General features: G+C 52.3%; 24 protein-coding genes. All 24 read right to left on the bottom strand.

What is annotated here, in order from left to right:
- Positions 1–49 precede the first annotated feature (49 nt).
- Positions 50–301 (bottom strand): DUF1146 family protein, encoded by a 252-nt coding sequence (locus LBW89_RS13455; protein WP_148452978.1) that lies wholly within the window; start codon positions 299–301, stop codon positions 50–52.
- A gap of 350 nt (positions 302–651) precedes the next feature.
- Positions 652–1,062: a F0F1 ATP synthase subunit epsilon gene (locus tag LBW89_RS13460; RefSeq protein ID WP_148452980.1), complete on the bottom strand. Its 411-nt coding sequence runs from the start codon at positions 1,060–1,062 to the stop codon at positions 652–654.
- 60 nt (positions 1,063–1,122) lie between these two features.
- Entirely contained in the window at positions 1,123–2,523 is a 1,401-nt protein-coding gene (gene atpD, locus LBW89_RS13465; protein ID WP_148452982.1) for a F0F1 ATP synthase subunit beta, read from the bottom strand.
- 209 nt (positions 2,524–2,732) lie between these two features.
- The gene (atpG, locus tag LBW89_RS13470; RefSeq protein ID WP_148452984.1) at positions 2,733–3,596 is read right to left on the bottom strand and encodes an ATP synthase F1 subunit gamma; all 864 of its coding nucleotides are present in this window, start codon (positions 3,594–3,596) and stop codon (positions 2,733–2,735) included.
- Between the two features lie 132 nt (positions 3,597–3,728).
- Entirely contained in the window at positions 3,729–5,243 is a 1,515-nt protein-coding gene (atpA, locus tag LBW89_RS13475) for a F0F1 ATP synthase subunit alpha (RefSeq protein ID WP_225039326.1), read from the bottom strand.
- Between the two features lie 15 nt (positions 5,244–5,258).
- On the bottom strand, positions 5,259–5,807 hold the full coding sequence (locus tag LBW89_RS13480; protein WP_213507712.1) for a F0F1 ATP synthase subunit delta: 549 nt from the start codon (positions 5,805–5,807) through the stop codon (positions 5,259–5,261).
- Complete coding sequence (atpF, locus tag LBW89_RS13485) at positions 5,804–6,292, bottom strand: F0F1 ATP synthase subunit B (protein ID WP_225039327.1); 489 nt, start codon at positions 6,290–6,292, stop codon at positions 5,804–5,806. The genes LBW89_RS13480 and atpF overlap by 4 nt, the downstream gene beginning before the upstream one ends.
- A 110-nt stretch (positions 6,293–6,402) precedes the next feature.
- Positions 6,403–6,627: a F0F1 ATP synthase subunit C gene (gene atpE, locus LBW89_RS13490; RefSeq protein ID WP_148452992.1), complete on the bottom strand. Its 225-nt coding sequence runs from the start codon at positions 6,625–6,627 to the stop codon at positions 6,403–6,405.
- A gap of 79 nt (positions 6,628–6,706) precedes the next feature.
- A complete protein-coding gene (gene atpB / locus LBW89_RS13495; protein WP_148452994.1) occupies positions 6,707–7,525 on the bottom strand; it encodes a F0F1 ATP synthase subunit A in 819 nt (272 codons plus the stop codon).
- 32 nt (positions 7,526–7,557) lie between these two features.
- Positions 7,558–7,938 carry an ATP synthase subunit I gene (locus LBW89_RS13500; RefSeq protein WP_225039328.1) on the bottom strand — a complete coding sequence of 127 codons (381 nt, stop codon included), beginning with the start codon at positions 7,936–7,938 and terminating at the stop codon, positions 7,558–7,560.
- A complete protein-coding gene (locus tag LBW89_RS13505; RefSeq protein WP_148452996.1) occupies positions 7,928–8,170 on the bottom strand; it encodes an AtpZ/AtpI family protein in 243 nt (80 codons plus the stop codon). Before LBW89_RS13505 ends, LBW89_RS13500 begins: the two co-directional genes overlap by 11 nt.
- Before the next feature lie 180 nt (positions 8,171–8,350).
- Complete coding sequence (gene wecB, locus LBW89_RS13510; RefSeq protein ID WP_225039329.1) at positions 8,351–9,505, bottom strand: non-hydrolyzing UDP-N-acetylglucosamine 2-epimerase; 1,155 nt, start codon at positions 9,503–9,505, stop codon at positions 8,351–8,353.
- Between the two features lie 29 nt (positions 9,506–9,534).
- Positions 9,535–10,164 (bottom strand): uracil phosphoribosyltransferase, encoded by a 630-nt coding sequence (gene upp, locus LBW89_RS13515; RefSeq protein WP_148453000.1) that lies wholly within the window; start codon positions 10,162–10,164, stop codon positions 9,535–9,537.
- A 280-nt stretch (positions 10,165–10,444) separates the two neighbouring features.
- Positions 10,445–11,326, bottom strand: a complete 882-nt coding sequence (locus tag LBW89_RS13520; protein ID WP_148453002.1) for an ROK family protein — start codon at positions 11,324–11,326, stop codon at positions 10,445–10,447.
- A gap of 135 nt (positions 11,327–11,461) precedes the next feature.
- Positions 11,462–12,655 (bottom strand): cysteine desulfurase family protein, encoded by a 1,194-nt coding sequence (locus LBW89_RS13525; protein WP_225039330.1) that lies wholly within the window; start codon positions 12,653–12,655, stop codon positions 11,462–11,464.
- 16 nt (positions 12,656–12,671) lie between these two features.
- Positions 12,672–13,547 (bottom strand): hypothetical protein, encoded by an 876-nt coding sequence (locus LBW89_RS13530; RefSeq protein ID WP_225039331.1) that lies wholly within the window; start codon positions 13,545–13,547, stop codon positions 12,672–12,674.
- Positions 13,548–13,684: 137 nt separating this feature from the next.
- Positions 13,685–15,478, bottom strand: a complete 1,794-nt coding sequence (locus LBW89_RS13535) for an ABC transporter ATP-binding protein (RefSeq protein WP_225039332.1) — start codon at positions 15,476–15,478, stop codon at positions 13,685–13,687.
- A 427-nt stretch (positions 15,479–15,905) separates the two neighbouring features.
- The gene (locus LBW89_RS13540) at positions 15,906–16,445 is read right to left on the bottom strand and encodes a hypothetical protein (RefSeq protein ID WP_225039333.1); all 540 of its coding nucleotides are present in this window, start codon (positions 16,443–16,445) and stop codon (positions 15,906–15,908) included.
- A 30-nt stretch (positions 16,446–16,475) separates the two neighbouring features.
- Positions 16,476–17,027, bottom strand: a complete 552-nt coding sequence (locus LBW89_RS13545; RefSeq protein WP_318249378.1) for a MauE/DoxX family redox-associated membrane protein — start codon at positions 17,025–17,027, stop codon at positions 16,476–16,478.
- 336 nt (positions 17,028–17,363) lie between these two features.
- Complete coding sequence (locus tag LBW89_RS13550) at positions 17,364–17,999, bottom strand: SGNH/GDSL hydrolase family protein (RefSeq protein WP_225039335.1); 636 nt, start codon at positions 17,997–17,999, stop codon at positions 17,364–17,366.
- Positions 18,000–18,172: 173 nt separating this feature from the next.
- Positions 18,173–19,192 carry an ABC transporter substrate-binding protein gene (locus tag LBW89_RS13555; protein WP_225039336.1) on the bottom strand — a complete coding sequence of 340 codons (1,020 nt, stop codon included), beginning with the start codon at positions 19,190–19,192 and terminating at the stop codon, positions 18,173–18,175.
- 49 nt (positions 19,193–19,241) lie between these two features.
- Positions 19,242–20,303, bottom strand: coding sequence for an ABC transporter ATP-binding protein (locus LBW89_RS13560; RefSeq protein WP_225039337.1), 1,062 nt, complete (start codon positions 20,301–20,303; stop codon positions 19,242–19,244).
- Between the two features lie 31 nt (positions 20,304–20,334).
- The gene (locus LBW89_RS13565) at positions 20,335–21,990 is read right to left on the bottom strand and encodes an ABC transporter permease (protein ID WP_225039338.1); all 1,656 of its coding nucleotides are present in this window, start codon (positions 21,988–21,990) and stop codon (positions 20,335–20,337) included.
- 50 nt (positions 21,991–22,040) lie between these two features.
- Positions 22,041–23,117, bottom strand: coding sequence for an ABC transporter substrate-binding protein (locus tag LBW89_RS13570; protein WP_225039339.1), 1,077 nt, complete (start codon positions 23,115–23,117; stop codon positions 22,041–22,043).
- Positions 23,118–23,196: the final 79 nt, after the last annotated feature.

Below are 23,196 nucleotides of genomic sequence, written 5' to 3' on the forward strand. Positions count from 1 at the left end.
TCTTCCTCGTCCTTAATGTCTAACAGACATATAACCAAAGACTTAGGAATCAAAACATATAGCGCAGCATTTGAGTGTAACCCCAATACTCCAGCACGAAGGAAGCGACGAACCTTCCCAATACGACGGCAAGCAGCAACTGAAGCAGTTTGCCTTGCGGTCCCTTCGGATGCCGGATGAATAAATCGAGCTTGAGGTTTTGCAATGCCCACCAAGACAGGGCCACGCATGCCAGAGACACGAGTATGGCCGTCAAGCCATTCACCCCGACCGATACAGGGACGGACTCGACCGGATTCATAATGAACTCCCTCCTGTCACGTTATATTTATGCCGCAGAGATCTGATCGGTTAATATAACTCCCCTAATATATCGGATAAAGACAAATAAATTTATAGACCTATATATCATACTTGGCTGCGTGATAATAATCCAGCATTTCTTTCGTTTGCAAAGGCTTCCAAGTTCATCTATTCTTCCGAAAATTTAATTTTTGGAAACCTTGAGCTTCCTTATTCATAATATGGACATTCCATGGGGAGGTAATTCCTGAAAAGGCGCCATTTCTCCTGGTTTTATCCAAGTCCGGTTTCCAACGTAAAGATCCCACAAAAAAAGCCGGACACCCTCAGGTGCCCGACTCCCATTTGCTACTCTTTCGAGCGGCTCGAAACATTGATCCGCGTCGTCGCACGCTGCAGGGCCAACTCCGCCCGACGGCGGTCGATGACATCCTGCTTGGTGGCGGACAACCGGCGTTCCGCACGTTCCCTCGCCGCAATGGCACGTTCCACGTCGATCTCTTCCGGCAACTCCGCGCTCTCCGCTAAAACAATCGCTTTATCGCCCTGGACCTCAACAAAGCCTCCGTGCACCGCGATGTTCTTCGTTTTCCCTCCGGCTTTCACGACAATGGGAGCTACCTGCAAAGGGGTAACAAAAGGAATATGCCCCGGCAAAATACCGAGTTCCCCCTCCAATCCGCGGACCGTCAGACTCTCGACCTGTTCGGAGAAGACCACATGCTCCGGTGTGACGATTTCCAATAAAAAGGTGCTCACTTTTCATCCCTCCTGTTCGCGGGATGTTCATTTCTGAAGCATCCGCCCTAACGGTGCGACTTACAGCGTCTTCGCCTTCTCAACGGCTTCTTCAATCGTACCCACGAAGAGGAAGGCCGCTTCCGGAAGGTCGTCGTGCTTGCCGTCCAAAATCTCCTTGAAGCTGCGTACGGTTTCGGCGATCGGCACGTACTTCCCTTTAAGGCCGGTGAACTGTTCAGCAACGTTAAACGGCTGCGAGAGGAAGCGTTCGACCTTCCGGGCACGGGCTACAAGCAGCTTGTCGTCCTCGGACAATTCGTCCATACCCAGGATGGCGATAATATCTTGCAGCTCTTTATAACGAGCCAAAAGTTGCTTGACGCCTTGCGCTACATTGTAATGTTCTTCGCCGACGATTTCCGGTGTCAGAATCCGGGAGCTGGACGCCAGCGGATCCACGGCAGGGAAAATCCCTTTCTCGGAAATTTTACGCTCCAGGTTGGTCGTTGCATCCAAGTGCGCAAATGTCGTAGCAGGAGCCGGGTCCGTATAGTCATCCGCAGGCACGTAAATGGCCTGGATGGAGGTAACCGAACCTTTTTTCGTGGATGTGATCCGCTCTTGAAGCTGACCCATTTCCGTTGCCAGCGTAGGCTGATAACCTACGGCCGAAGGCATCCGTCCGAGCAAAGCGGAAACTTCGGAACCCGCTTGCGTGAAACGGAAGATGTTATCGATAAAGAGCAGCACGTCGCGGCCCTCTTGATCCCGGAAGTACTCGGCCATCGTCAAGCCCGTCAAGGCTACACGCAGACGCGCGCCCGGCGGTTCGTTCATCTGACCGAAGACCATCGCTGTCTTGGCGATAACGCCCGATTCCGTCATTTCCATATAAAGGTCATTACCTTCGCGGGTACGTTCCCCTACGCCGGCAAATACCGAAATACCGCCATGTTCATGAGCGATGTTACGGATCAATTCCTGAATCGTTACGGTTTTACCAACACCCGCACCGCCGAACAAACCGATTTTACCGCCCTTGGCATAGGGAGCCAGCAGGTCGATAACCTTAATCCCGGTTTCCAGGATCTCGGCTTGTGTCGACAGATCCTCGAATTTCGGCGGTTCGCGGTGGATCGGATTACGCAGAGCCCCGTCGATCTGACCTTTGTTGTCGATGGTTTCCCCAAGCACGTTGAAAACCCGGCTTAAGGTTACTTCCCCAACGGGAACGGAGATCGGCGAACCCAAATCTTCGGCTTCCGTACCGCGCACCAAACCGTCCGTCGACGACATCGCGATACAACGGACCAGGTTGTCGCCCAGATGGTTGGACGCTTCCAGCATCAGATCGCCCTTCCCATCCTCCGCGTTTTGCTTCACAATTCTGATGGCGTTAAAGATTTCCGGCAGTTGACCGCGGTCAAACTCGATATCAACAACCGGACCCATTACGCTAACAACGCGTCCTTTGTTCATTTTTTTCGTTCCCTCCTAAAAGTTTTGCGGGGCACATGAAAAAGTTCACAACAAAACTACTCGGAAGATTATCCTGAGCTTTGCCCATCCGCAAACTGTATTCAAACCGTATTAGGCCGTGAAAGATTCCTGAAGCAGGGCTTTCTCCCAACGAAAAAAGCTTGCCTTCAAGGAATCCCCCGGCTTATTGCTGCCCGAACCTGGCTTAATTAGCCTTGCGCGTTCGCGCCTGCCACAATTTCCGTGATCTCCTGGGTAATGGCCGCTTGACGCGCACGGTTATAAGTCAGAGTAAGTTCATTGATCATCTTCGTGGCGTTCTTCGTCGCACTGCCCATCGCTGTCATTTTCGCACCGAGCTCACTCGCTTTACCTTCCAGAAGGGCGCTGAAAATCAGCGTTTCCGCATATTTCGGCAGCAGCACTTCCAGAACCGCTTCCGGTGACGGTTCATATTCCACCTCGGCCTTCACGTCGTGGTTCTGCTCCACCTTGTCGAACGGAAGCAGACGATCCACCGTCGGCCGTTGGGTAATCGCGTTGATGAAGCGGCTGTAACAGAGGTACACCTCGTCATACTGCTCAAGTTCAAAACCCTGCACCGCCGCGAAAGCCAGCGATTTAATGTCGGCGAACTTAGGCGTGTCGGACAGGTCCGTAACCGATTCAACCACAGGAAGTCCCCGGCGGATAAAATAGTCGCGGCCTTTCCGTCCCATCACAAACAAACCGTACTCTTCGGTAGAGGCATGTTTGCGCTTGATTTCATCCATTACCATACGGAGCAGGTTCGCGTTGTAACCGCCAACCAATCCGCCGTCGGACGTAATCACGATGTATGCCGTACGCTTAATTTCCCGCGAAACGAGCATCGGGTGAGAGACGCCGTCCGAGCCGGACGCGATGCTGGTCACCACTTCCTTCAGCTTCTCGACGTAAGGGCGTGAAGCCTGTGCCTTTTCCTGCGCCTTTCTCAGCTTGGCCGAAGCCACCATCTCCATCGCCTTCGTGATTTGACGGGTATTCTGAATGCTCTTGATCTGGCGTTTTATTTCGCGAATCCCTTTTGCCATGATTTCACCACCTTAAAACTTTGGCGGAGCCAAAGTTACTTCGAAAGCATCATCTCAAGTTTTGGCAGAGCCAAAACATAGTCACAAACCGGCGTTCCGGCAAAAAGCCAGGGCCGGTTTATGCGCTATTTATTATACGGAAGCCGCAAAGCCCCTTTTGAACTTCTCGATAACTTCCTTCAATTTCGCTTCATTATCGGCCGTCAGATCTTTCGTATCGCGGATCGACTGCAGCACTTCGTCATGCTGGTTCTTCACGAACGACAGGAATTCCGCTTCGAAGCGGCGCACATCGCCGAGCGCGATGTCATCCAGATAACCTTTGACTGCCGTATAAAGGCTGATAACCTGCTCCTCTACCGGCAGCGGTTGGTTGACGCCTTGCTTCAGAATTTCCATCATCCGGGAACCGCGGGTCAGACGCGCTTGCGTCGATTTGTCGAGGTCGGAACCGAATTGGGAGAACGCCTGAAGCTCACGATATTGGGCAAGGTCGAGACGGAGCGTACCCGCTACCTTCTTCATCGCCTTGATTTGGGCGGAGCCCCCTACCCGGGATACGGAAATACCGACGTTGACCGCCGGACGCTGACCGGAATAGAACAGGTCGGACTCCAGGAAGATTTGACCGTCCGTAATGGAGATTACGTTGGTCGGAATATAGGCGGATACGTCGGACGCTTGCGTTTCGATAAACGGAAGCGCGGTGATCGAACCGCCGCCGAGTTCATCGCTCAGCTTTGCCGCACGCTCCAAGAGACGGGAGTGCAGATAGAACACGTCACCCGGGTAAGCTTCGCGGCCCGGAGGACGACGGAGCAGCAAGGACAACTCGCGGTAAGCCGCGGCTTGCTTGGACAAGTCATCATAAATAATCAGAACGTGCTCGCCTTTGTACATAAAGTACTCGGCCATGGCTACCCCGGCATAAGGCGCGATATACAGGAGCGGGGACGGTTCCGAAGCGGAAGCCGTAACGACGATCGTGTAATCGAGCGCACCATGGCGGCGGAGCGTTTCCACCACGTTGACAACGGTGGACTGCTTTTGCCCGATGGCGACATAAATACATTTTACGCCGTTGCCCTTTTGGTTGATGATCGTATCAAGGGCAATTGCCGTTTTACCGGTTTGACGGTCCCCGATGATAAGTTCCCGTTGGCCGCGGCCGATCGGAACCATCGAGTCGATCGCCTTGATCCCGGTTTGCATCGGCTCATGTACCGATTTCCGTTCAATAACGCCAGGGGCATTATTTTCAACGGGACGGAATTCCGTGGTCGCAATCGGACCTTTACCGTCGACCGGTTGACCGAGCGGGTTAACAACGCGGCCCAGCAGCGCTTCGCCCACCGGAACCTGCATAATTTGCCCCGTACGTTTCACTTGATCGCCTTCGCGAATTTCGCTGTACGGTCCCAGGATAACGACACCGACATTGCTTTCTTCCAGGTTCAACGCAAGGCCAAACACGCCATTCTCAAACTCAAGCAGTTCGTTAGCCATGGCGTTCTCAAGTCCGTGGACACGGGCGATACCGTCGCCTACTTGAATAACGGTGCCAACCTCGGCCACTTCAATTTCCGATTTATATTGTTCAATCTGACTCTTAATCAGTGAACTGATCTCTTCAGGTCTGATACTCAAGTGTTTCACCCCTATCTACAGTGCTTGTCTTCGAAAAGACTTCTCAAGCCGTTCCAGCTTGCCGGCCAAACTTCCATCGTACAGCGTGTCGCCGATTCTGACCTTCATGCCGCCCAACAGATCTTTATCGATCACGTTATCGATGCGGATCTTTTTGTTCACAAGCTGGCCGAATTCGGCTTCTACCTGCCGCTTCTCTTCTTCGTTCAAAGGATACGTGGTATAAACCGTAGCGTTAGCCATACCCAAAGCCTCGCCGGAAATTTGAATGTACCCTTCCAACAGCTCGGGAAGCAGTTCGGTTCTTCCGCGCTCCACCAATAGCTTCATTAAAGATACCACCGGTTTGGACAATTTGCCTTCGATCGCCCGGGAAATCAGTTCCCACTTGGTCTCCGACGAAATATTGGGAGAAGCGATAAATCTCTCAACTTCATCGCCGGCTTTAAAAGAGGACGCCAGCGCTTTCAGCTCGTTCTCTACTTCCAGCGTGCGGCCTTCCTGCGCGGCGATCTCATACAGCGCCTTGGCGTAACGTTTGGCGGCTACGATCTCGCGGCTCATGAGCGGCCACCGACCTCTTTAAGATACTGGTCAACCAGCTCGCCCTGCACCTTCTCCTCGCTGACTTCCTTCTCGATCAACTTGGATGCGATCTTGACGGACACGGCGCCCACTTCGCTGCGAAGCTGCTCGACCGCTCTGTTCTTCTCGCTTTGGATATCGCGTACCGCTTCGTCCTTCAAGCGTTCCGCTTCTTCCTTCGCCTGCTGCAGCAGTTGTGCGGCCTGCTTGCTGCTCGTTTGCTTCGACTGTTCGATAATCTCATAAGCTTCTTTACGCGCTTCCTGAAGAGCCGATTTCTGCTCTTCCACGTAGGCTGCCGCCTGTTCACGGGTTTGTGCGGCTTCGTTAAGCTGCTGCTGCACCAATTCCCGGCGTTTCTCCATCACGGAGAAGAGCGGACCGAAAGCGTATTTATTCAGCAAAAAGTATAAAATCCCGATCGCGATCAGCGCGATGACGGTGTTTTCCCATATGAAACTCAATCAAAGTCACTCCTTTCCGAAGCCCATCCGTTATGTCTTCCCGCCCATGCGGGCTAAAAAGAAGGCGCGGACGGCTGTGGCCTTCCCCGCCAGTTCTTTTTTAGATTCAATTAAGCCTTACCAAAGAACATGAATGCCAAGACCACACCGATGATCGGAAGTACCTCGATCAAACCTACGCCGATAAACATAGTCGTTTGCAGAGTGGATTTCGCTTCTGGCTGACGAGCCATGCCTTCCACCGTTTTGCTGATAACCATACCGTTACCCAATGCAGCGCCGAACGCGCCCAAACCTGCTACGATAGCTGCTGCCAATAATGCCATTGCTCCCATTTTGTATATCCTCCTTAGAATTAAAAATCAAATTTTATGTTCAATCAGGGTGAAGATGGCTTCACACCTTAAGTTGAAACTAATGCTCGTCATGAGTTTCAAGATTCTGCGAGATGTATACCATCATCAAGATTACGAAGACGAAGGCCTGAATCGCGCCGACGAAAATACTGAAACCATCCCATACCATCAGCAGCGGCACCGAGAAGATAGCTCCCATAGCGCTCGCTTTAGCCAAGGTCATAATGGTGGAGATCAACACCTCTCCGGCGAAAATATTCGCGAAGAGACGGACACCGTGCGTGACCAGCTTGGATAGTTGTTCAATCAGGTTTATCGGTAGGAATAACGGGTAAGGCTGGACGTAGTGCTTCAAATAATTCTTCGTGTTCTTAAACAGACCCAAACCGTGGGAAAGCAAAAACACGAGCAAAGCCAATCCCATCGTCACGCTGACATCGGCAGTCGGCGATTTCCACCAGGCCACCTCGGCGTGAGCTTCCTCGCCCGGATGTTTCTCATGCTGCTCATGCAAAACTTCCGTAACTGAGATAATCTCTTTCCCGAAAATCTTGGCTTTATCAGCGTCAGTATACTCGGTGACAACCCCAAACAGAAGGCCGAGCATGTTCGCGACGAAGATGAACATAATCATCGTCATGGCGAGGGAAAGAAACGGCTTGCCTTTCTTCCAGTCCATGGTGCTTGAGATCATGTTCCGGACAAATTCCGCCGCCCATTCCAGGAAATTTTGGAGTTTGCCTGGATTCTCCACCGACAGATTCCGGGTAGCCAGCTTGGCGACGATAAAAACGATCGCGCAGGTAACCACCAGCATAATGACGATGGACAGATCGAGGCGAAAACCGCCCAGATCAATAATCGGAGCTTCATGCATGTTTTCTCACCCCCATTCTAAGGTTGAATGTCCTACTCTGGCTTACGGGAAAATCGGATACCTATTAACAATAGATAGAATTGTGCAAAGACCAGGCCTCCGGCAACCGCATACATATTTAAAAATTGAGGGTTTTTGATCGCGGCAAAAACCGCTAGAACCGCCAGAGCCACCCGAGTCAGAAAACCTAAATTCAGTCGTTTGGAGCCGCCGTTCAAGGCCGCTTCCGACACCTGCCGTACTTTTCGGCCCAGGTAAACCGCGTTGATCGAGCTCACGGCCGAGCCAAGCGCGATTCCGAGAAAAATGCTTTGATATTTCGGCAGCAGAGCGCCTCCGAGAAAACAGAGCATCAGGAAAACCAGGGTTCCGACTGTCAAAGCACGTTGGTATTTCGACAGTTCATCCATCATTTCCCCCCATGACCGACTTGATCAGAGCGATAATCCCCATGATTCCCGCAGCCAGACCGACAAGAACGCCCAGACCGATGCCGAGACCGTTTTCAAACCATTGTCGATCCATCCAGGAACCGAGGTAATATCCTCCCACAGCGCATACCGCAAGGTTTGCCCCCAGCGCCGTCACCAAGGCGACAGCCTTCCAGGGGCCGCCGTTATTGTCAGGTTTTGTCGGATCATCCATTCCATCACCCTAATAATCCCAATTTATTTTACTAATTGTGAAGACTTCTTGTCAATTGAGGTTTTTTAGTGATTTAAAGTTGCGAAATGTTAAATTCGACCTTGCATTCCTGATGCAGCAGCATACACCGTACAGTAATACTGTATACTTTTTTGTGCCTGGGAGCAAAACCTATTTTGCTTACTTTGTGAATTTTCTGTGAAATTGCTCCGGACGATCGCTTATAATTCCAAAATGGTGACGAATCGCATTGACAATTCGTTCCGATGCTTTCCCATCACCGTACGGGTTCGCAGCCCGACTCATAGATTCATATAGCTCGCGATCGGTGAGCAACGCCTTTGTCCGCTCATATACCATCTCCTCATCCGTGCCGATCAGTTCCAGTGTACCCGCTTCGATCCCTTCGGGACGTTCCGTCGTATCGCGGAGCACAAGGACAGGAACGCCAAAAGACGGCGCTTCTTCCTGCAAACCGCCGGAGTCCGTCAAAATAAGGTGGGTTTTTGGATAAAAATTATGCAAATCCACCACATCCAGCGGCTCGATGAGTTTAATACGAGGATGGTTGCCCAAAGTTTCATATGCCGGCTCTTTCACCGCAGGGCTGGGATGTACAGGGTAAACGATGGCGATATCTTCAAATTCGTCCGCGATTCTTTTTACGGCCCGGAAAATATTCCGATGCGGTTCGCCCTGCGACTCCCGCCGATGAGCGGTCATCAGAATAAGCCGCTTCCCTGCGGCCCACTCCAGCACGGAGTTGTTATAGCTTGGCTGTACAGTATATTGAAACACATCCGTTACTGTATTGCCTGTGATATATATGCTTGACTCCGGTTTATTTTCCTTCCTTAAATTCCCAGCCGACCAGTCCGTTGGCGCAAAATGCAGGTCCGCCAAAACTCCGGTCAATTGCCGGTTCATCTCTTCCGGATAAGGAGAGAGCTTGTTCCAGGTACGCAGTCCGGCCTCCACATGCCCGATTTTGATCTGCTGGAGGAAGGCCGCGTAGCTGGCCAAAAAGGTCGTCAGCGTATCTCCGTGCACGAGCACGATATCCGGTTTCGCTTCACGCAGAACCTTCTCGAGCCCCTCCAGTACGCGCAGCGTAATTTCGTTCAGACTTTGGTTCGGCTTCATCACGTCAAGATCATAATCCGGAACGATGCGAAACACGTCAAGCACCTGATCAAGCATCTCCCGGTGCTGTGCCGTGACGCAAACCACCGATTCGATATCCTCGGGGTGTTTTTGCAGCTCCAGGATAAGCGGAGCCATCTTGATCGCCTCCGGCCTTACGCCGAAGACCGTCATCACTTTGATTTTAGACATAGCGGTTCCCTTCCTTAAAAGAGCTTCTCTTATTTCGTTCCGTACAACCGGTCGCCGGCATCGCCCAGACCCGGAATGATGTAACCATGCTCATCCAACCGCTCGTCCAGCGCGGCCACGTAGATGTCCACATCCGGGTGAGCGTCCTGTACCGCTTTGACGCCTTCCGGCGCGGCGATCAGGTTCATCATTTTAATTTGCGTACAACCGCGCTTCTTCAGCGCCTCAATCGCCGCAATGGCCGAACCGCCCGTAGCCAGCATAGGATCGATGACGATCAGCTCGCGTTCCTGCACGTCGGTAGGAAGCTTCACGTAATATTCGACAGGCTGCAGCGTTTGCGGATCGCGGAACAGCCCGACATGGCCCACTTTAGCGGCCGGTAGCAGCTTCAAAACGCCGTCAAGCATCCCAAGTCCCGCACGTAAAATAGGAATGAGTCCCAGCATCCGGCCCGAAATGACCCGCGATTCGGCTTCGGCCACCGGCGTCTGCACTTTGATCGATTCGAGCGGAATTTCTCTCGTAATTTCATAGGCCATCAGTGTGGCCACCTCATCCACCAATTCGCGAAAATCCTTTGTGTTCGTCCGCATATCGCGGATAAATGTCAGCTTGTGTTGAATCAAGGGGTGATCGCATATCACCAGTTTTGCCATGGTTTGTCCCTCCGGTTTTATTGCTAAGTCTTCACTTGCGGTCACGTTCTCATTCTCGAATGTTCCACAAATCTCGTTTATTATATCACTGTCTTTTTACGAATGCCATGAACCGGATTTACCTAACGCTTACGCTTTCCCGTCCCGGTTCCATCACATCGTTACTATACTGCATCACGCCAAAAAAAGAGGAACAAAAAAGGCCCCGCCAGACCGTAATCCCGTCCAACGAAGCCTTCCGCTAAGGCATGCGGCGGCCGTCCGGCCTACACCACCGGGGTCAGCCCCGCAAAGCCGCCTCCGCCAAAGCCAAGGCGCCCGCGAGCCCGGCGTTATCGCCCAGTCCCGGAGGCACGATATATCCGCCGATATGTTCCCGCAAGCTCGGGTGCTGAATGTACCCGTTCAGCTGGGTTTGGAGCTTATCGGCAATCAGCGGGAAGAGCTGACTCTGCTTCATCACTCCGCCGCCCATTATAATTTTCTGCGGGGAAAGAATCAAAATGTAGTTCATCAAGGCTTGCGCCAGGTAATAGGCTTCCATTTCCCAAGCCGGATGTTCCGGCGGCAGATCCGCCCCGTTACTCACGCCCCACCGCTTCACGATCGCCGGCCCGGAAGCCAGGCCCTCCAGGCAGTCCCCATGATAGGGACAAATGCCTTCGTAGGTGTCATCCGGGTGGCGCCGCAATAGGATATGTCCCATCTCTGGGTGGGACAGGCCGTGAATCAGCCCCCCGCCCAGGGCGGCTCCGGCCCCGATGCCGGTTCCGACTGTGATGTACAGGCAGTTGTCCAGCCCCCGGGCCGCCCCCCAGCGCAATTCTCCTAACGCCGCCCCGTTGACGTCCGTGTCGAAGCCGACCTTGCAGCCTTTTGCCGCCTGCATGGTTCCCACGATATTATAGTGGCTCCAGTGCGGCTTTGGAGTCGTCGTAATGTGACCATAGGTCGGGCTTCCCGGAATCGGATCGATCGGGCCGAATGAGCCGATGCCGATCGCTTCTACCGGCTTGTCCCGAAAATAATCGAGCACCTGTCCCATCGTCTCTTCCGGCGTCGTGGTCGGAAAACTGACGCGCTCCAGAATGGTACCGTCCTCATGACCGATCCCGCATACGAATTTGGTTCCTCCGGCTTCAACAGCCCCAAGTAGTTTCAATGTTATGCCAACCTCCCGTAATTTACCCAAAAGTCAGATATGACTAACGTTTAACACATCGGTATTTGCTTGAGATTATACCATGATATCGAGGGGATTGGCAGCATCTTGATTCGTACGGCAATTAGGTATTCATCACTTGTGTGCAAGCTGCTTCTTCAGCAGATCGAATTTATTTTTCACCTTTAACTCACCAACGGTTTGTTCAATGGAAGCAACCAAATATTCGACATCCGCGAGTTTCACGTCCTCATGAAAACTGAGTCTGATGCTGCTGGAAGAAATCGCTTCATCCTGCGTCATGGCCATCAGTACGCGGCTTTGCTTGGCTTTTGACGAGCAGGCGGACTGCGAGGAGACCATGATGCCGCGCTTGCCCAGCATACTGATCATCATCGCTGAAGTCACACCTTTTTTCGGATACGAAAAATTGATGATATGCGGCGAGGAATCCGGAGGCTCCGGGCTGTTTATCACCAGCTCAGGTATCGCCGCCAGCCCGGAATACGCCGATTTATGCAGCAAAGTTAAGTACGCCGCCTTTTCCTCGCGTTCCTCCAAGGCCGTCGCGATGGCTTCGGTGAGTCCCAACACCGCAGGAACATGGGTCGTTCCCGGTCTCACGCCCTGTTCCTGCTCCCCGCCGTACATGAGTGGCTCGAGCTCGATATGTTCTTTGGCCACAAGCAGCCCGATGCCTTTCGGCCCCCCGATTTTATGGCCCGACAGGGTATAGAGGTCGATAGGTTCAAGTTCCACCGGTATTTTGCCAAACCCCTGTACACCATCTACGTGAAATAAAACGTCCGGCATCGATCGGAGTACCTCCGCGATTTCCCCGATGGGCTGTACGGCCCCTGTTTCATTGTTCACATGCATCACGCTCACAAGAACGGTGTTGGCTTGGAGCGCGTCCTTCACGGAAGTCGGATCAACAGTCCCGTTGCGATTGACGGGAAGAAACGACACCTCCGCCCCTTGTTCAACCAGCTGCTTACCGCATTGATAAACGGATGAATGCTCAATCTCCGACATAATAAGATGGGGAGTTCGCCCCGTCTTCTTCATCCAGGCTCGAACGACGCCCAAAATCGCGAGGTTATTGCTCTCCGTGGCCCCGGACGTAAATATAATTTCCGCAGGTTGGACTTGAAGCAGCCGGGCTATCTTCTCTCTAGACTCCTCCACCCGAAGACGGGCCTTAAATCCCATATCATGCACGGATGACGGGTTGGCATAACAATCCCGGGCGGAATCCAGCATGGTCTGAAACACTCGGGGGTGCAGAGGCGTGGAAGCGCAATAGTCTAAATATAAAGGATTCATCATCATGTCCCTCCTCGCATCATTTATTAAGATACCCTGAAGCTGCCCCTCCGCGTATTCCAGCCAGTTCAACCAATTCACGCGAGGTATAGACCGTTCCTTTATGGCATATCCGCTGATGTTCATCGGCAACCAGGACGAAAGGAAAGGTTCGGATGAGAAAGTCGCTCTCCATTTGCTCCGGAGAAAGAGCTAGGATGGGCCACTTCCGCTGGAGAAATTCGTCCAGCTCCTGATGGTCTTCATCGTTCCCCGTAGAAAACAGAAGAAAGCGGGCGGAGGGCTGTTGTATTTCCTGAAGCTCAGCCACCAGTTCCAAGCATCGGACACAGTGCATCGAAATAAACAGCAGCACTTTCATACCCTGGATGGAGTGCATACTCAATACTCTGCCGCTCCGGTCCACGTATTCTCTATTGGGAATGAAACTGCCGAGCGCCGGACCTTGGTCACGAATCACGCTCCTTGCTCCCTCCAGAGCTTTCCCCTCATGCGATAGAGAGTCCGGAAACATACTCACAGGCAGTCCCTGATCACGTCCGGGCCAACCCGGAGAGGACGCCTCCAAGTGATCCCCCAACTGCCCGGGATCGGCCAACTCGTCGACTCTCTCAATGCGTCCCTCTGCGCCTACTGTTACAATAGTGGGGACACGCTGAATTCCAAACACCGATACGACCCTGGATGACCTGAAAATAGGAAATTCATACGATATATCCTCCAAATCGGCGTTTGAGTAAGGCTCGGGATCCCCCTTTATAACCAGACAGTGGTTAGTTCGGGGGGAATGCTCCAGGAGCTTTAGCACTTCAATACACGAGGCGCAGCTATCGCTTAAAAAAATGAGCTTCGTGACCCGGCCGGGAAACGTCTCCGACCTCACTTTCCTTCCCATCTGGTCCCTTCCTTTAAATAAAGGAAGATAATCGCCGACATTCCCGCCCCGGGGGATCCCACCCTCCGTGAGCGCCGTATTCTGCGCCTTGCCTCTAGAGGAAACAAATAGCGTTTTTAATGAATCCAGCGTTTTTCTCATGCGATCACTCCGTTCATGTCATACCATTGGGACTGGGCCTCATACATGCGCGCATACTCCCCTTGGCGCTGAAGCAGTTGCACATGCGTTCCCTGTTCTACTAGGCGTCCGTCTTTCAGCACCAGAATCAGATCCGCATGGCGGCAGCTTCCGAGCCGATGGGAGATCATGATACTCGTTTTCCCTTCCACCAATTCCGAAAATCGTTCAAACAAAGCGGCCTCGGCAATAGGGTCTAATGCGGAAGTGGGCTCGTCGTATATAACCAGCTCGGCATCCGTATTAAAAAAGGAACGGCTTAGCGCCACCTTTTGCCATTGTCCTTGGGACAACTCTTTGCCTCCTTCATATTCGTAGCCCAGAAGCGTGTCATATCCATACGGAAGCGAGCGGGAAATCGAATCCACTCCCGTCTTGACCGCCGCCATCTCCAACCGGCCCTGGTCCTCCAGCGCTGAAATCCGGCCGAATCCGATATTTTCTTTCAATGTTAATTGGTACTGCATAAAGTCTTGAAAAACGGCACTGAGCGGCTTGTATTCCTCATCCATGGAAATCTCCTTGCCGTTCCAAAGCACTCTTCCATATTGAGGGTTATATAGGCCAAGCAGGCATTTGGCCAACGTACTCTTTCCGGCTCCATTGTGTCCGACAATAGCCACACGCTGTCCGGGCTTGACGTGAAACCCGACATCCGCCAAAGCCGGCGTCCGCTGATTGGGATAGGTGAAGCTCAACCCCTCTACCACAAGGCCCTTTTGTACCGCTTCACGAGGTTCGGGCGATAGCTCCGGTAAATCCGTGCGATCCTTCGGTTTCTTCTCCGACAGATGCATAAATTGGATCAGTTCGCTGGTAAACAAAGCGTTTTCGTAAATGCCCGATAGATTGGCGGCGATCAGCATCACACTGTCCTTGGCTGTCGTCACGGTCTGGATCATGGCCACAAAAACCCCGATCGTCAGACCGCCCGTATCGCTCATTAGAAGGACGATCACGGTGGAAAGCGCCGTAAACGCATAGGAGAAAAACTCGGAGAAACCGCCGAGCCATTGCCCCGACTTTTCTAAAGCAGCCTTTTCCCTGGCATTTTTCCAATACAACTTTCCCCATTGGTCGATGATGTAAGGATACAACTTGAACAGCTTCATTTCTTTGGCGGACTCCCTGCCGGTCATCAAGCCCATGAAATAATGGACTTTGCGGCTCGAAGGCGTTTGGGCGATCATCTGTTTGTATCTTTTTTGACCCAGCTTCATATTGATTAAGAAGGAAGGGATAATCAGACACAGTACGCCTGCGGACAGCATCCTATGAAACCCGGCCAGAACCACAAGCAGTGAAGTTAACGTAATGAGGCTTTGCAGGACCAGAAAAAAATGATCCAACACGGATAGCCCGCGATAAGCCAGTCCTTGAGTGACTCTCTGCAGGCGGTCGTAATATTCGGACTGCTCGAAGTAAATATAATCCAGTCTGGAGCATTTTTCCGCGATCTCCCGGTCCAATCGAAACTGCGCTTTTTGCTTGATGACCAGAAGAAGCATATGGGAAAGCGACCTTAAGCCCAGAGCGGTCAGAAAAAACAAGGCCTGCCAACCGATCGTCGTCAGCGCGGGCAGCAGCATTTCCTTATTCCCTTGAAACAAAAGGGAAGCTTGCTCCACCAGCCGCTTGGTCAGGTAAATTTGAACCGCCGGCTGCAAAGCCTCCAAAGTACGAATGACCATCATCACGGCCAATCGGACAGGGGCCGACCTCCATATAAACGGAACGATCTCAATCAGCAATCCTCGAAGGACTCCCTTATGGTTCACTTCGGCTACACTCTTTCTTCTTAGGTTTGCATCTGGGCGTTGGCCCGAATCATATTGATGAATTATCACTTTAACCAATACACTACCTGCATTTGGTCCATCACTCCATAATAAATGAAAGGTCTGCTGTCTATATCGGACAGCAGACATCTTCATTTTGTTGCTTAGTTAACACCCGCACTTACAAACGGAGCAGCCGCTAGAATAGTATTGACACGATTGTTGCTTAGTAGTTCCATTGCAAGGATATTCAAGCTGTTGACAATACGTATACAAATAAGATCCGGAGCACATAATTTTTCACCTCCTTTCAAAGAGGTTTTTTATAGGTAAGGCTGGAATCGCCTTAGCTAACTCAGTTCAAGGAACCGACATTTCATCGATCCACCGGCCCTTCCCCTTACGCCGAAACTCGCTCTTCCCCATGCGAGACCAGCGCTTGCAGATGGCCTTCGTTATTTATAATTCCTTTCGCTCGGATCAAGCCATCCGGGGACACATAGTATCCAAACGGAACGAAGGGAGTTTGCAGATCCTTGAAATTTTCCACATGAATAATCGGAACCTGGAGTTCATACTCCTTAATGACGGCGTTTACCTCGTCCTCCGGACCGGACATCATGAACAGATACTGATACACCGACATTTTCTTCTGTACATCGTTAATGACCGAGTACAGCTTTTTGCAGGCCAAGCATTGGGAAGAAGTCAAAAATATAAGTGTGCCGAGCTTGCCATGGTCCTTAAGGGGCACGGCTCGTCCGTCCATGGGAATGCGGCCCCCAAGCGGAAACTCCGCCCCTTCCGGCAAACCCTCTTGTTGTTCATAGAGCATACTTCTGGCTGTGATGGCGCTCTTTAAAATGACAATCACGACGTAAGAAATCAGAATCACAATGACCCACAAGAGCAAATATGAGATTTCATACATGTTCGGCATAACGTGTCACTCCTTTAGTCGGTTGTTGTGCTATTCCTGGTAGAGCTGATGGTACTGTCGCAGCGTTAAACCCAGCGCATAAATCACCAAGATCCCTACGGAGGAGAGCACCGCCAGCGCTATTTCCCCAAAAGAAGCCGAGGCCCGTGCGGACGAGACCGGCGAAGCAAGAAGATAAACGCTCAAGAGGAAGAGGACAAAATGTCTGGTATACAGCGCCATGCTGAACTTTTCCGAAATAAGCCCCCCAAACCACTGGTAGATCACCATTCTGCCTTTGGCTCTCCAGGCCCCCCAAGCAAAGGAACAGAGCAGAAGCAGAGCAAGCGCCGCACCAAATCGCAATGTCATAGGAAACCACAACAACACGCAAACGGCCAACTCGGCCAAGGGAATGGCGGCTCCAGCTCTTTTCGCCCATAAAGGAACGATTCTCAGCTGCCTTAGCGTGTCTCTGAAGGATGACAATTTACTTAGTTTGGACGCTGATGATACACCAAATAAAACGCTTACAAATACCTGGACCAAGGAAATCGACTCCATCTTTAATCTCATCTCCTGTTTTCGTATTAACCCATGCATTCATACAAAACGAGAAATCGCGCAATCGTTTGCATTTTTGAGAATAAAAACGTGTCATCATGAAAACCCTGAGTACGCCATCTAACGGTGAGGTGCAGAAAAGTAGGAAGAGGCATAACTGCCGAATAAATGCATTAATGCAAGCGTTTGCTCAATTGGCTGAAGTAGACCCTTTGGAGAAAATCATTACGGTGGAGTGTTACTGGGATGTTATTTGTTACCATTTGACTTAATTATATCCTTCTCTTTCTCGCTGTCAACTACTTGCCCGCAAAAAAAACCAACCAGTATAACTGGTCGGCCTTCCTTCCATTTATTCGACACATTTCTCCACACTTACCGCAAAGGCATGTAGCCAAGCCGGTCCAGTTCCCTGGCAATGACGCGGTAGCCCCTCGCGTTCGGGTGAACCCCATCCAAAAAGAGCAAGTTCCTTTCGTTGCCTTCGAACGCCGAGTAAATGTCGGCCACACGATAATTCGGCCCGCCCAGGGAATAGAGAAACGAGTTGTACTGACGCGCGTACCTTCCCGCTTCCCTGTTCGGAAAGGGGTTGTACACGCCTACCATCCGAATGATGAACGGCCTGGGCTGCCCGTATTTTATCCGGTACAGGTCATGGACAATTTGCCTCACATTCTCCTTCGTCCGGCCCAGCGCTTGCGGGATGCGGGAAGCGTCTAGCCGGGATCCGCCGCGGACGGCTCCGGCATAAGGCCGGAGATCGTTCGCGCCGATCGATACGGTGATGATATCGGCCCGCCGGATCGCCGCCCGGAAGCGCGGGTCCCCCTGAATCTTGGCAAGCAGCCTCTGTGAGGTCAACCCGTTAATCCCTAAATTCTCATAGTTTACCGAGGTATGGAGACGTCTTTCGGCCATGCGCCGATAGACGGGGGCAAATCCGCCGCTAAGCCAAGCTCCCGCCCCCGTCGTCAATGAATCCCCGATCGCCGTATAATGGTAGCCCACCTGCAAAACCTCCTCCGTCCTGCCTCTCCCGAATGCGGGTTAACCGGACCATCCACGGTGGACGATTCCGGTTCCCGCCGCATGATATCTTATGCAATAAGGGAAGGACAGGACAGGGGGATTCGCATATTCCGTACCAAAAAAAAACGATAAAGCCTAATGTTCAACGCTTACTATTCATCTCCCAAACCCAACACTCGAGTGGTCCACTTTTGGATCAGGCGTTCGCGGTTCCTTCCGGCCCATTCAAGGTCGTATGGAATGGCGTTCAGCTTCTCCAAAGGGATGGCTTCTTCGGGAGGAACAGCGTCCGGATTGGTCAGCTGCTGATAGTTCCCGACCTGCTTGCCCAGATCCTGAGCCTGCTTGCTCAACGCCCAGTCGACGAACTCCCGGGCCTCTTTCTGGTTCGGCCCGCCTTTGATGACGCCGACCGCTCCGATTTCATATCCGGTTCCTTCATTAGGGAAGCTAATGATGAGATCCTGGAACCCTTCCTTGTAGTATTTGAGTGCATCATGTGCGAACATGACAGCCGTTCCCGAATCCCCCATGCCCACCGTTCGACCGGGAACGCTACCGGATGTAGTGTAAACGATGCTTTGCCGATGAAGCCGCCGCAAGTAATCAAACGCCTCATCCTCGCCAAACAACTGCACCAGCGTAGCCATCGTCGTGTAGGCCGTTCCCGATGAACGGGGATCCGCCATGGAAATCATCCCGCGGTACTCCGGCTTCAGCAAGTCGCTCCACGAGTGAGGAGCTTGCAGCCCCACCTCCTGCAGCCAGGTTTTGTTGGACACAAAGGCGATGGAACCGATGTAAATGCCTGTCCAATACCCGTCAGGGTCCCGATACTCCGGAGGGATCGACTCGGCCTGTTTGGAATTGTACGGCTCCATCAAACCCTCTGTCTTCGCCTGAATAAAGGTATCCGCCGGCCCGCCATACCATATACTGGCTTTCGGCGCATTCCGCTCCGCGCGGATTCGCGCCAGAATTTCCCCGCTCGACATACGCACATAATTCACTTTGATGCCGGTCTGTTTTTGGAAGGTTTCGATCGCCTTTATGGCATGATCCTCATACAAACCGGCGTATACCGTTAACGTTCCTTGTCTTTCCTTGCCGCAGGCCGACAATAATGTGAACAGAAGGGACAGCAGAAGTACGCCTAACGTTATTCGTTTCATGCCGTCCGTCCCCCTTTTCCTGATGTCGTCCCGAGTTCACTGTGTTGGGTTAAATCACATGAAGCGCATCTTCGGCAAATTGCACGGAAACGGAGGCTCCGACCGCATGGACCTTTTCCTGGATCGGATTGTGCTCGGTTATTTGGAACAGCTGGCCTCCAAACTGTACTTCGTATTCCTGCGTTTGTCCCATAAACACGCTTTTTTGCACGATACCCTTACGCTCCGGCCCGTTTCCCAACGATACGGCTTCCGGTCGGATCACGACGGTCACACGGTCCCCCGTCTTAAAACCGTCCCGGTGAACCCGCAATAATCCAGCGGCCGTATCCACCAGCAGCCTGCCTTCCTCCGTCCCTTTGACCGTACCCTCCATAAAATTGGCGGTCCCGATAAAGTCCGCCACGAACTGTGTTTTGGGGCGCTGATAAATCTCCATCGGCGTACCCATTTGCTCGATTCTCCCTTTATTCATAACGATAACCTTATCGCTCATGCTCATCGCTTCGCTTTGATCATGCGTAACATAAACCGCCGTAATGCCGATCTGCTGTTGAATCCGCCGAATTTCATCCCGCATGACCAGGCGCAGCTTGGCATCCAGGTTAGACAGCGGCTCGTCGAACAGCAGTACGCCGGGCTCCATCACGAGCGCTCGGGCCAAGGCCACCCGCTGCTGCTGCCCGCCCGACAATTGATTGGGCATCCGATCCCGATAATCTCGCAGATTCATTATATCCAATACGGATTCAACTTTCGAGATGATATCGGGTTTGGACATCTTTTTAATCTTAAGCCCGTACGAGATGTTGTCGAAGACGTTCAAATGAGGAAACAGGGCATAGGATTGAAACACCATCGTACAGTCTCTTCGGTTCGGGGGAATCTGGTCCACCGCTTCATTTCCGAAGTAAATATGCCCCTCGGTGATGTCCTCAAATCCGGCGATCATGCGAAGTGTCGTCGTTTTTCCACAGCCCGACGGGCCGAGAAGGGTAACGAACTCTCCCTCCCCGATGTTGAGATCCACCCCTTTTACCGCGTACGATCGTTCCCCTTTATCGTTCAAGAAAGCCTTCGATATATTTTGGAGCGTTACAGATTTAGCCATGAACAATACCTCCTTCAAGAATGGACGCCCTTTAAGCGGAGCGTTCTTTACCGCCCATCCATTTCACCAGCAAGTTGATTAACGCCAACGCCACGATCATGATGAGAATCAGGATGGTACAGTAAGCGCTGGCCACACCGATCCGCCCCGCCTCGACCTGTGCCAGAATCGATGCGGTAATCAGGTTATATTTGGCCGAAATGAGGAAAATGACGGCGCTCATCGCGGTCATGCTTTTAACAAAGCTGTTGACGAGACCGCTGAAAAAGGCGGACTTGATCAACGGGAGTACTACGCTGGTGAACACTTTGCTCCCCCCGGCCCCCAGGTTCGTCGCGGCCTCTTCGATGCTCGGGTCGATCTGCTGCAAGGCGGCGACACCCGAGCGAATGCCCACCGGCATCGAGCGTACGACAAACGCGGCCACGATAATCAGTCCCGTTCCGGTTAAAGCGAGCGGCGCCTTATTGAAGGCCAGAATGTAGCCGATCCCGATCACCGTTCCCGGTACGGCAATCGACAGCATGCTGATAACTTCGAGCGCTCTTTTGCCCATGAATCTTTTACGAACGATCAGGAACGCAATAATCATCCCCAAAAGTCCCGCGATCGGCGTGGCGACGATGGCCAGCATCAGCGTATCTTTTACCGCCTTCTGCCCGATGGAGAAAACGTATTTGTAATGATCCAGGGTAAGGCTGTTATTGATCCCCCACAGTTTGATAAACGAACCGACGGGGACGAGTGTGTAAAAGGCGATAACGGCGAGTGACATAATCATACAAAAAACGAATAACCCGTGTTTGATCGCCCCGGACTCGATCATCCTGCGCTGTCCGGTCGGCTTGCCCGTTACCGTGACATAGCTCTTCTTGCCGACCCAGAAGTTTTGCAGGATATACACGATGATCGTCACGGTCAGCAAAATCATGGCCAGCGCCGCGCCCGCCTGCAAATTATAGCTCCCTACCGCCTGCAAATAGATTTCTCTGGCCACCGTAGAGTAATTTCCTCCGATCGTCATGGGGTTGCCGAAATCCGCAAGAGACTGAACAAATACAAGCAAGAATGCATTGGCGATCCCCGGAACGGATAGCGGCAACGTCACGCTGAGAAACGTTTTTAAGCGGCTGGCCCCCATATTTTGACTCGCCTCTTCCAGGGAAGGACTAATCGAGCGAAGCAAGCCCGACAGCGTCAGAAACGCGATGGGAAAAAACGATAGCGTCTGCACGAGGACCAACCCATGCAGCCCGTAAATGTTGGCGTTTTCGAGGCCAAGCAAATTTTTGGTCACCAATCCTTGTTTTCCGAACAACAGCATCGCGGACAACGCGATGACAAACGGCGGTGAAATCACCGGCAAGATAGCGATGCCGTTAAACAACTTTTTAAAGGGTACCTTTACATAGGCAAACGTATAGGCGAAAACATAGGCGATGGCCGTGGACAGCGTGGCCGTTAGGACGGCCAGCACCAGCGAATTAACCAGGGCCTGGAACAATCCTCCTCCGGAGAGGACACGCAGGTAACCCTCCAGACCAACCTCGCCGGACGAACCGACGAAGCTGGATTTAAAGATTTGGAATAATGGATATACGATAAAAACGAGTAAGCAGAGCATGACCAACACGATAAGAATCGGCAGGAGCGGCTCGCGCTTGAATCTCTTGAACATGGCGCTCATTCAAGCTCTCTCCTCTCTAGATAACAACTTTGGAGGTAGTCCCCAGTTATTTATTTTTTGACCTCGGCGCTCCATTTGTCGATCAGGCGTTGACGTTCTTTACCGGCTTCAACTACGTCGTAATCAACCATACGAATATCGGACAAATTCAAAGCCTGTTCCGGTCCTACGGCATCCGGATTCGTCAAGTTTTGGAAGCTTCCCACCGTCTTGCCAAGTTCCTGAGCGGCCGGTGACAAGGCCCAATCGACAAATTTCTGGGCGAGCTCTTCGTTTTTGGTGTTTTTGATGATGCCGATCGATCCCGTCTCGTATCCCGTACCGTCCTCAGGAACCGTCAGCACAAGGCTGTCGAAGCCTTCTTCCTGGTATTTAATGATGTCGTGCGCGAACAAAATGCCTACGCCGGCTTCTCCCATGCCGACCATTCGGCCCGGTGCGGAGCCGCTAGTCGTATACTGCTGGACTTGGGGGTGCAGTTTTTTAAGGTAATCGAAGCCGCCCTCCTCGCTCCCCATCACCTTCAGGACGGAATACATCGCCGTATAAGCCGTACCGGAGGACGCCGGGTCCGCCATGACGATTTCGCCTTTAAAGGCCGGATTCAGAAGGTCCTCCCACCGCCGCGGAGTCTCCACGCCTTTCTTCGCCAGAAACTCCTTATTGGACGCAAAGCCGACCGCTCCGACATATACGCCCGTCCAATAGCCGTCCGGGTCTTTGTACTTGGCGTCTATCTTTTCGGCGACAGGCGACTGGTAAGGCTGCAGCAATCCCTCGTTTGCCGCTTGGACGAACGTGTCGGCCGGGCCCCCATACCAGACATCCGCCTGCGGGTTGTCTTTCTCGGCCCGGATCTTAGCGAGAATTTCCCCGGCCGACATCCGAATCATACTCGCCTCGATCCCGGTGTCTTCCGTAAATTTTTTGATGGCGGCTACCGCGTGATCTTCCTGAAAGCCGACATAAACCGTCAATTTGCCTTGCGGCTTGTCCGCAGCCCCGGCATTTTGCCCCGTCTTATCCCCCGCGGTGCCGGAGTTTCCCCCGGATGACCCGCAACCTGTAAAGAGCAGCGCCGCCACCGCTAATACGGCTACCGAACTCATCCATCTCTTTTTACTCATCTTGAAATCCCCCTTTATCATTTATGACTTAATTATATTGGTTGCGCTTACAAAACTGTGAGTCCAAGTCTCTGCCACT

Source organism: Paenibacillus sp. alder61, assembly GCF_020179875.1.
In the GTDB taxonomy this organism is placed as follows: Bacteria; Bacillota; Bacilli; order Paenibacillales; family Paenibacillaceae; genus Fontibacillus; species Fontibacillus faecis.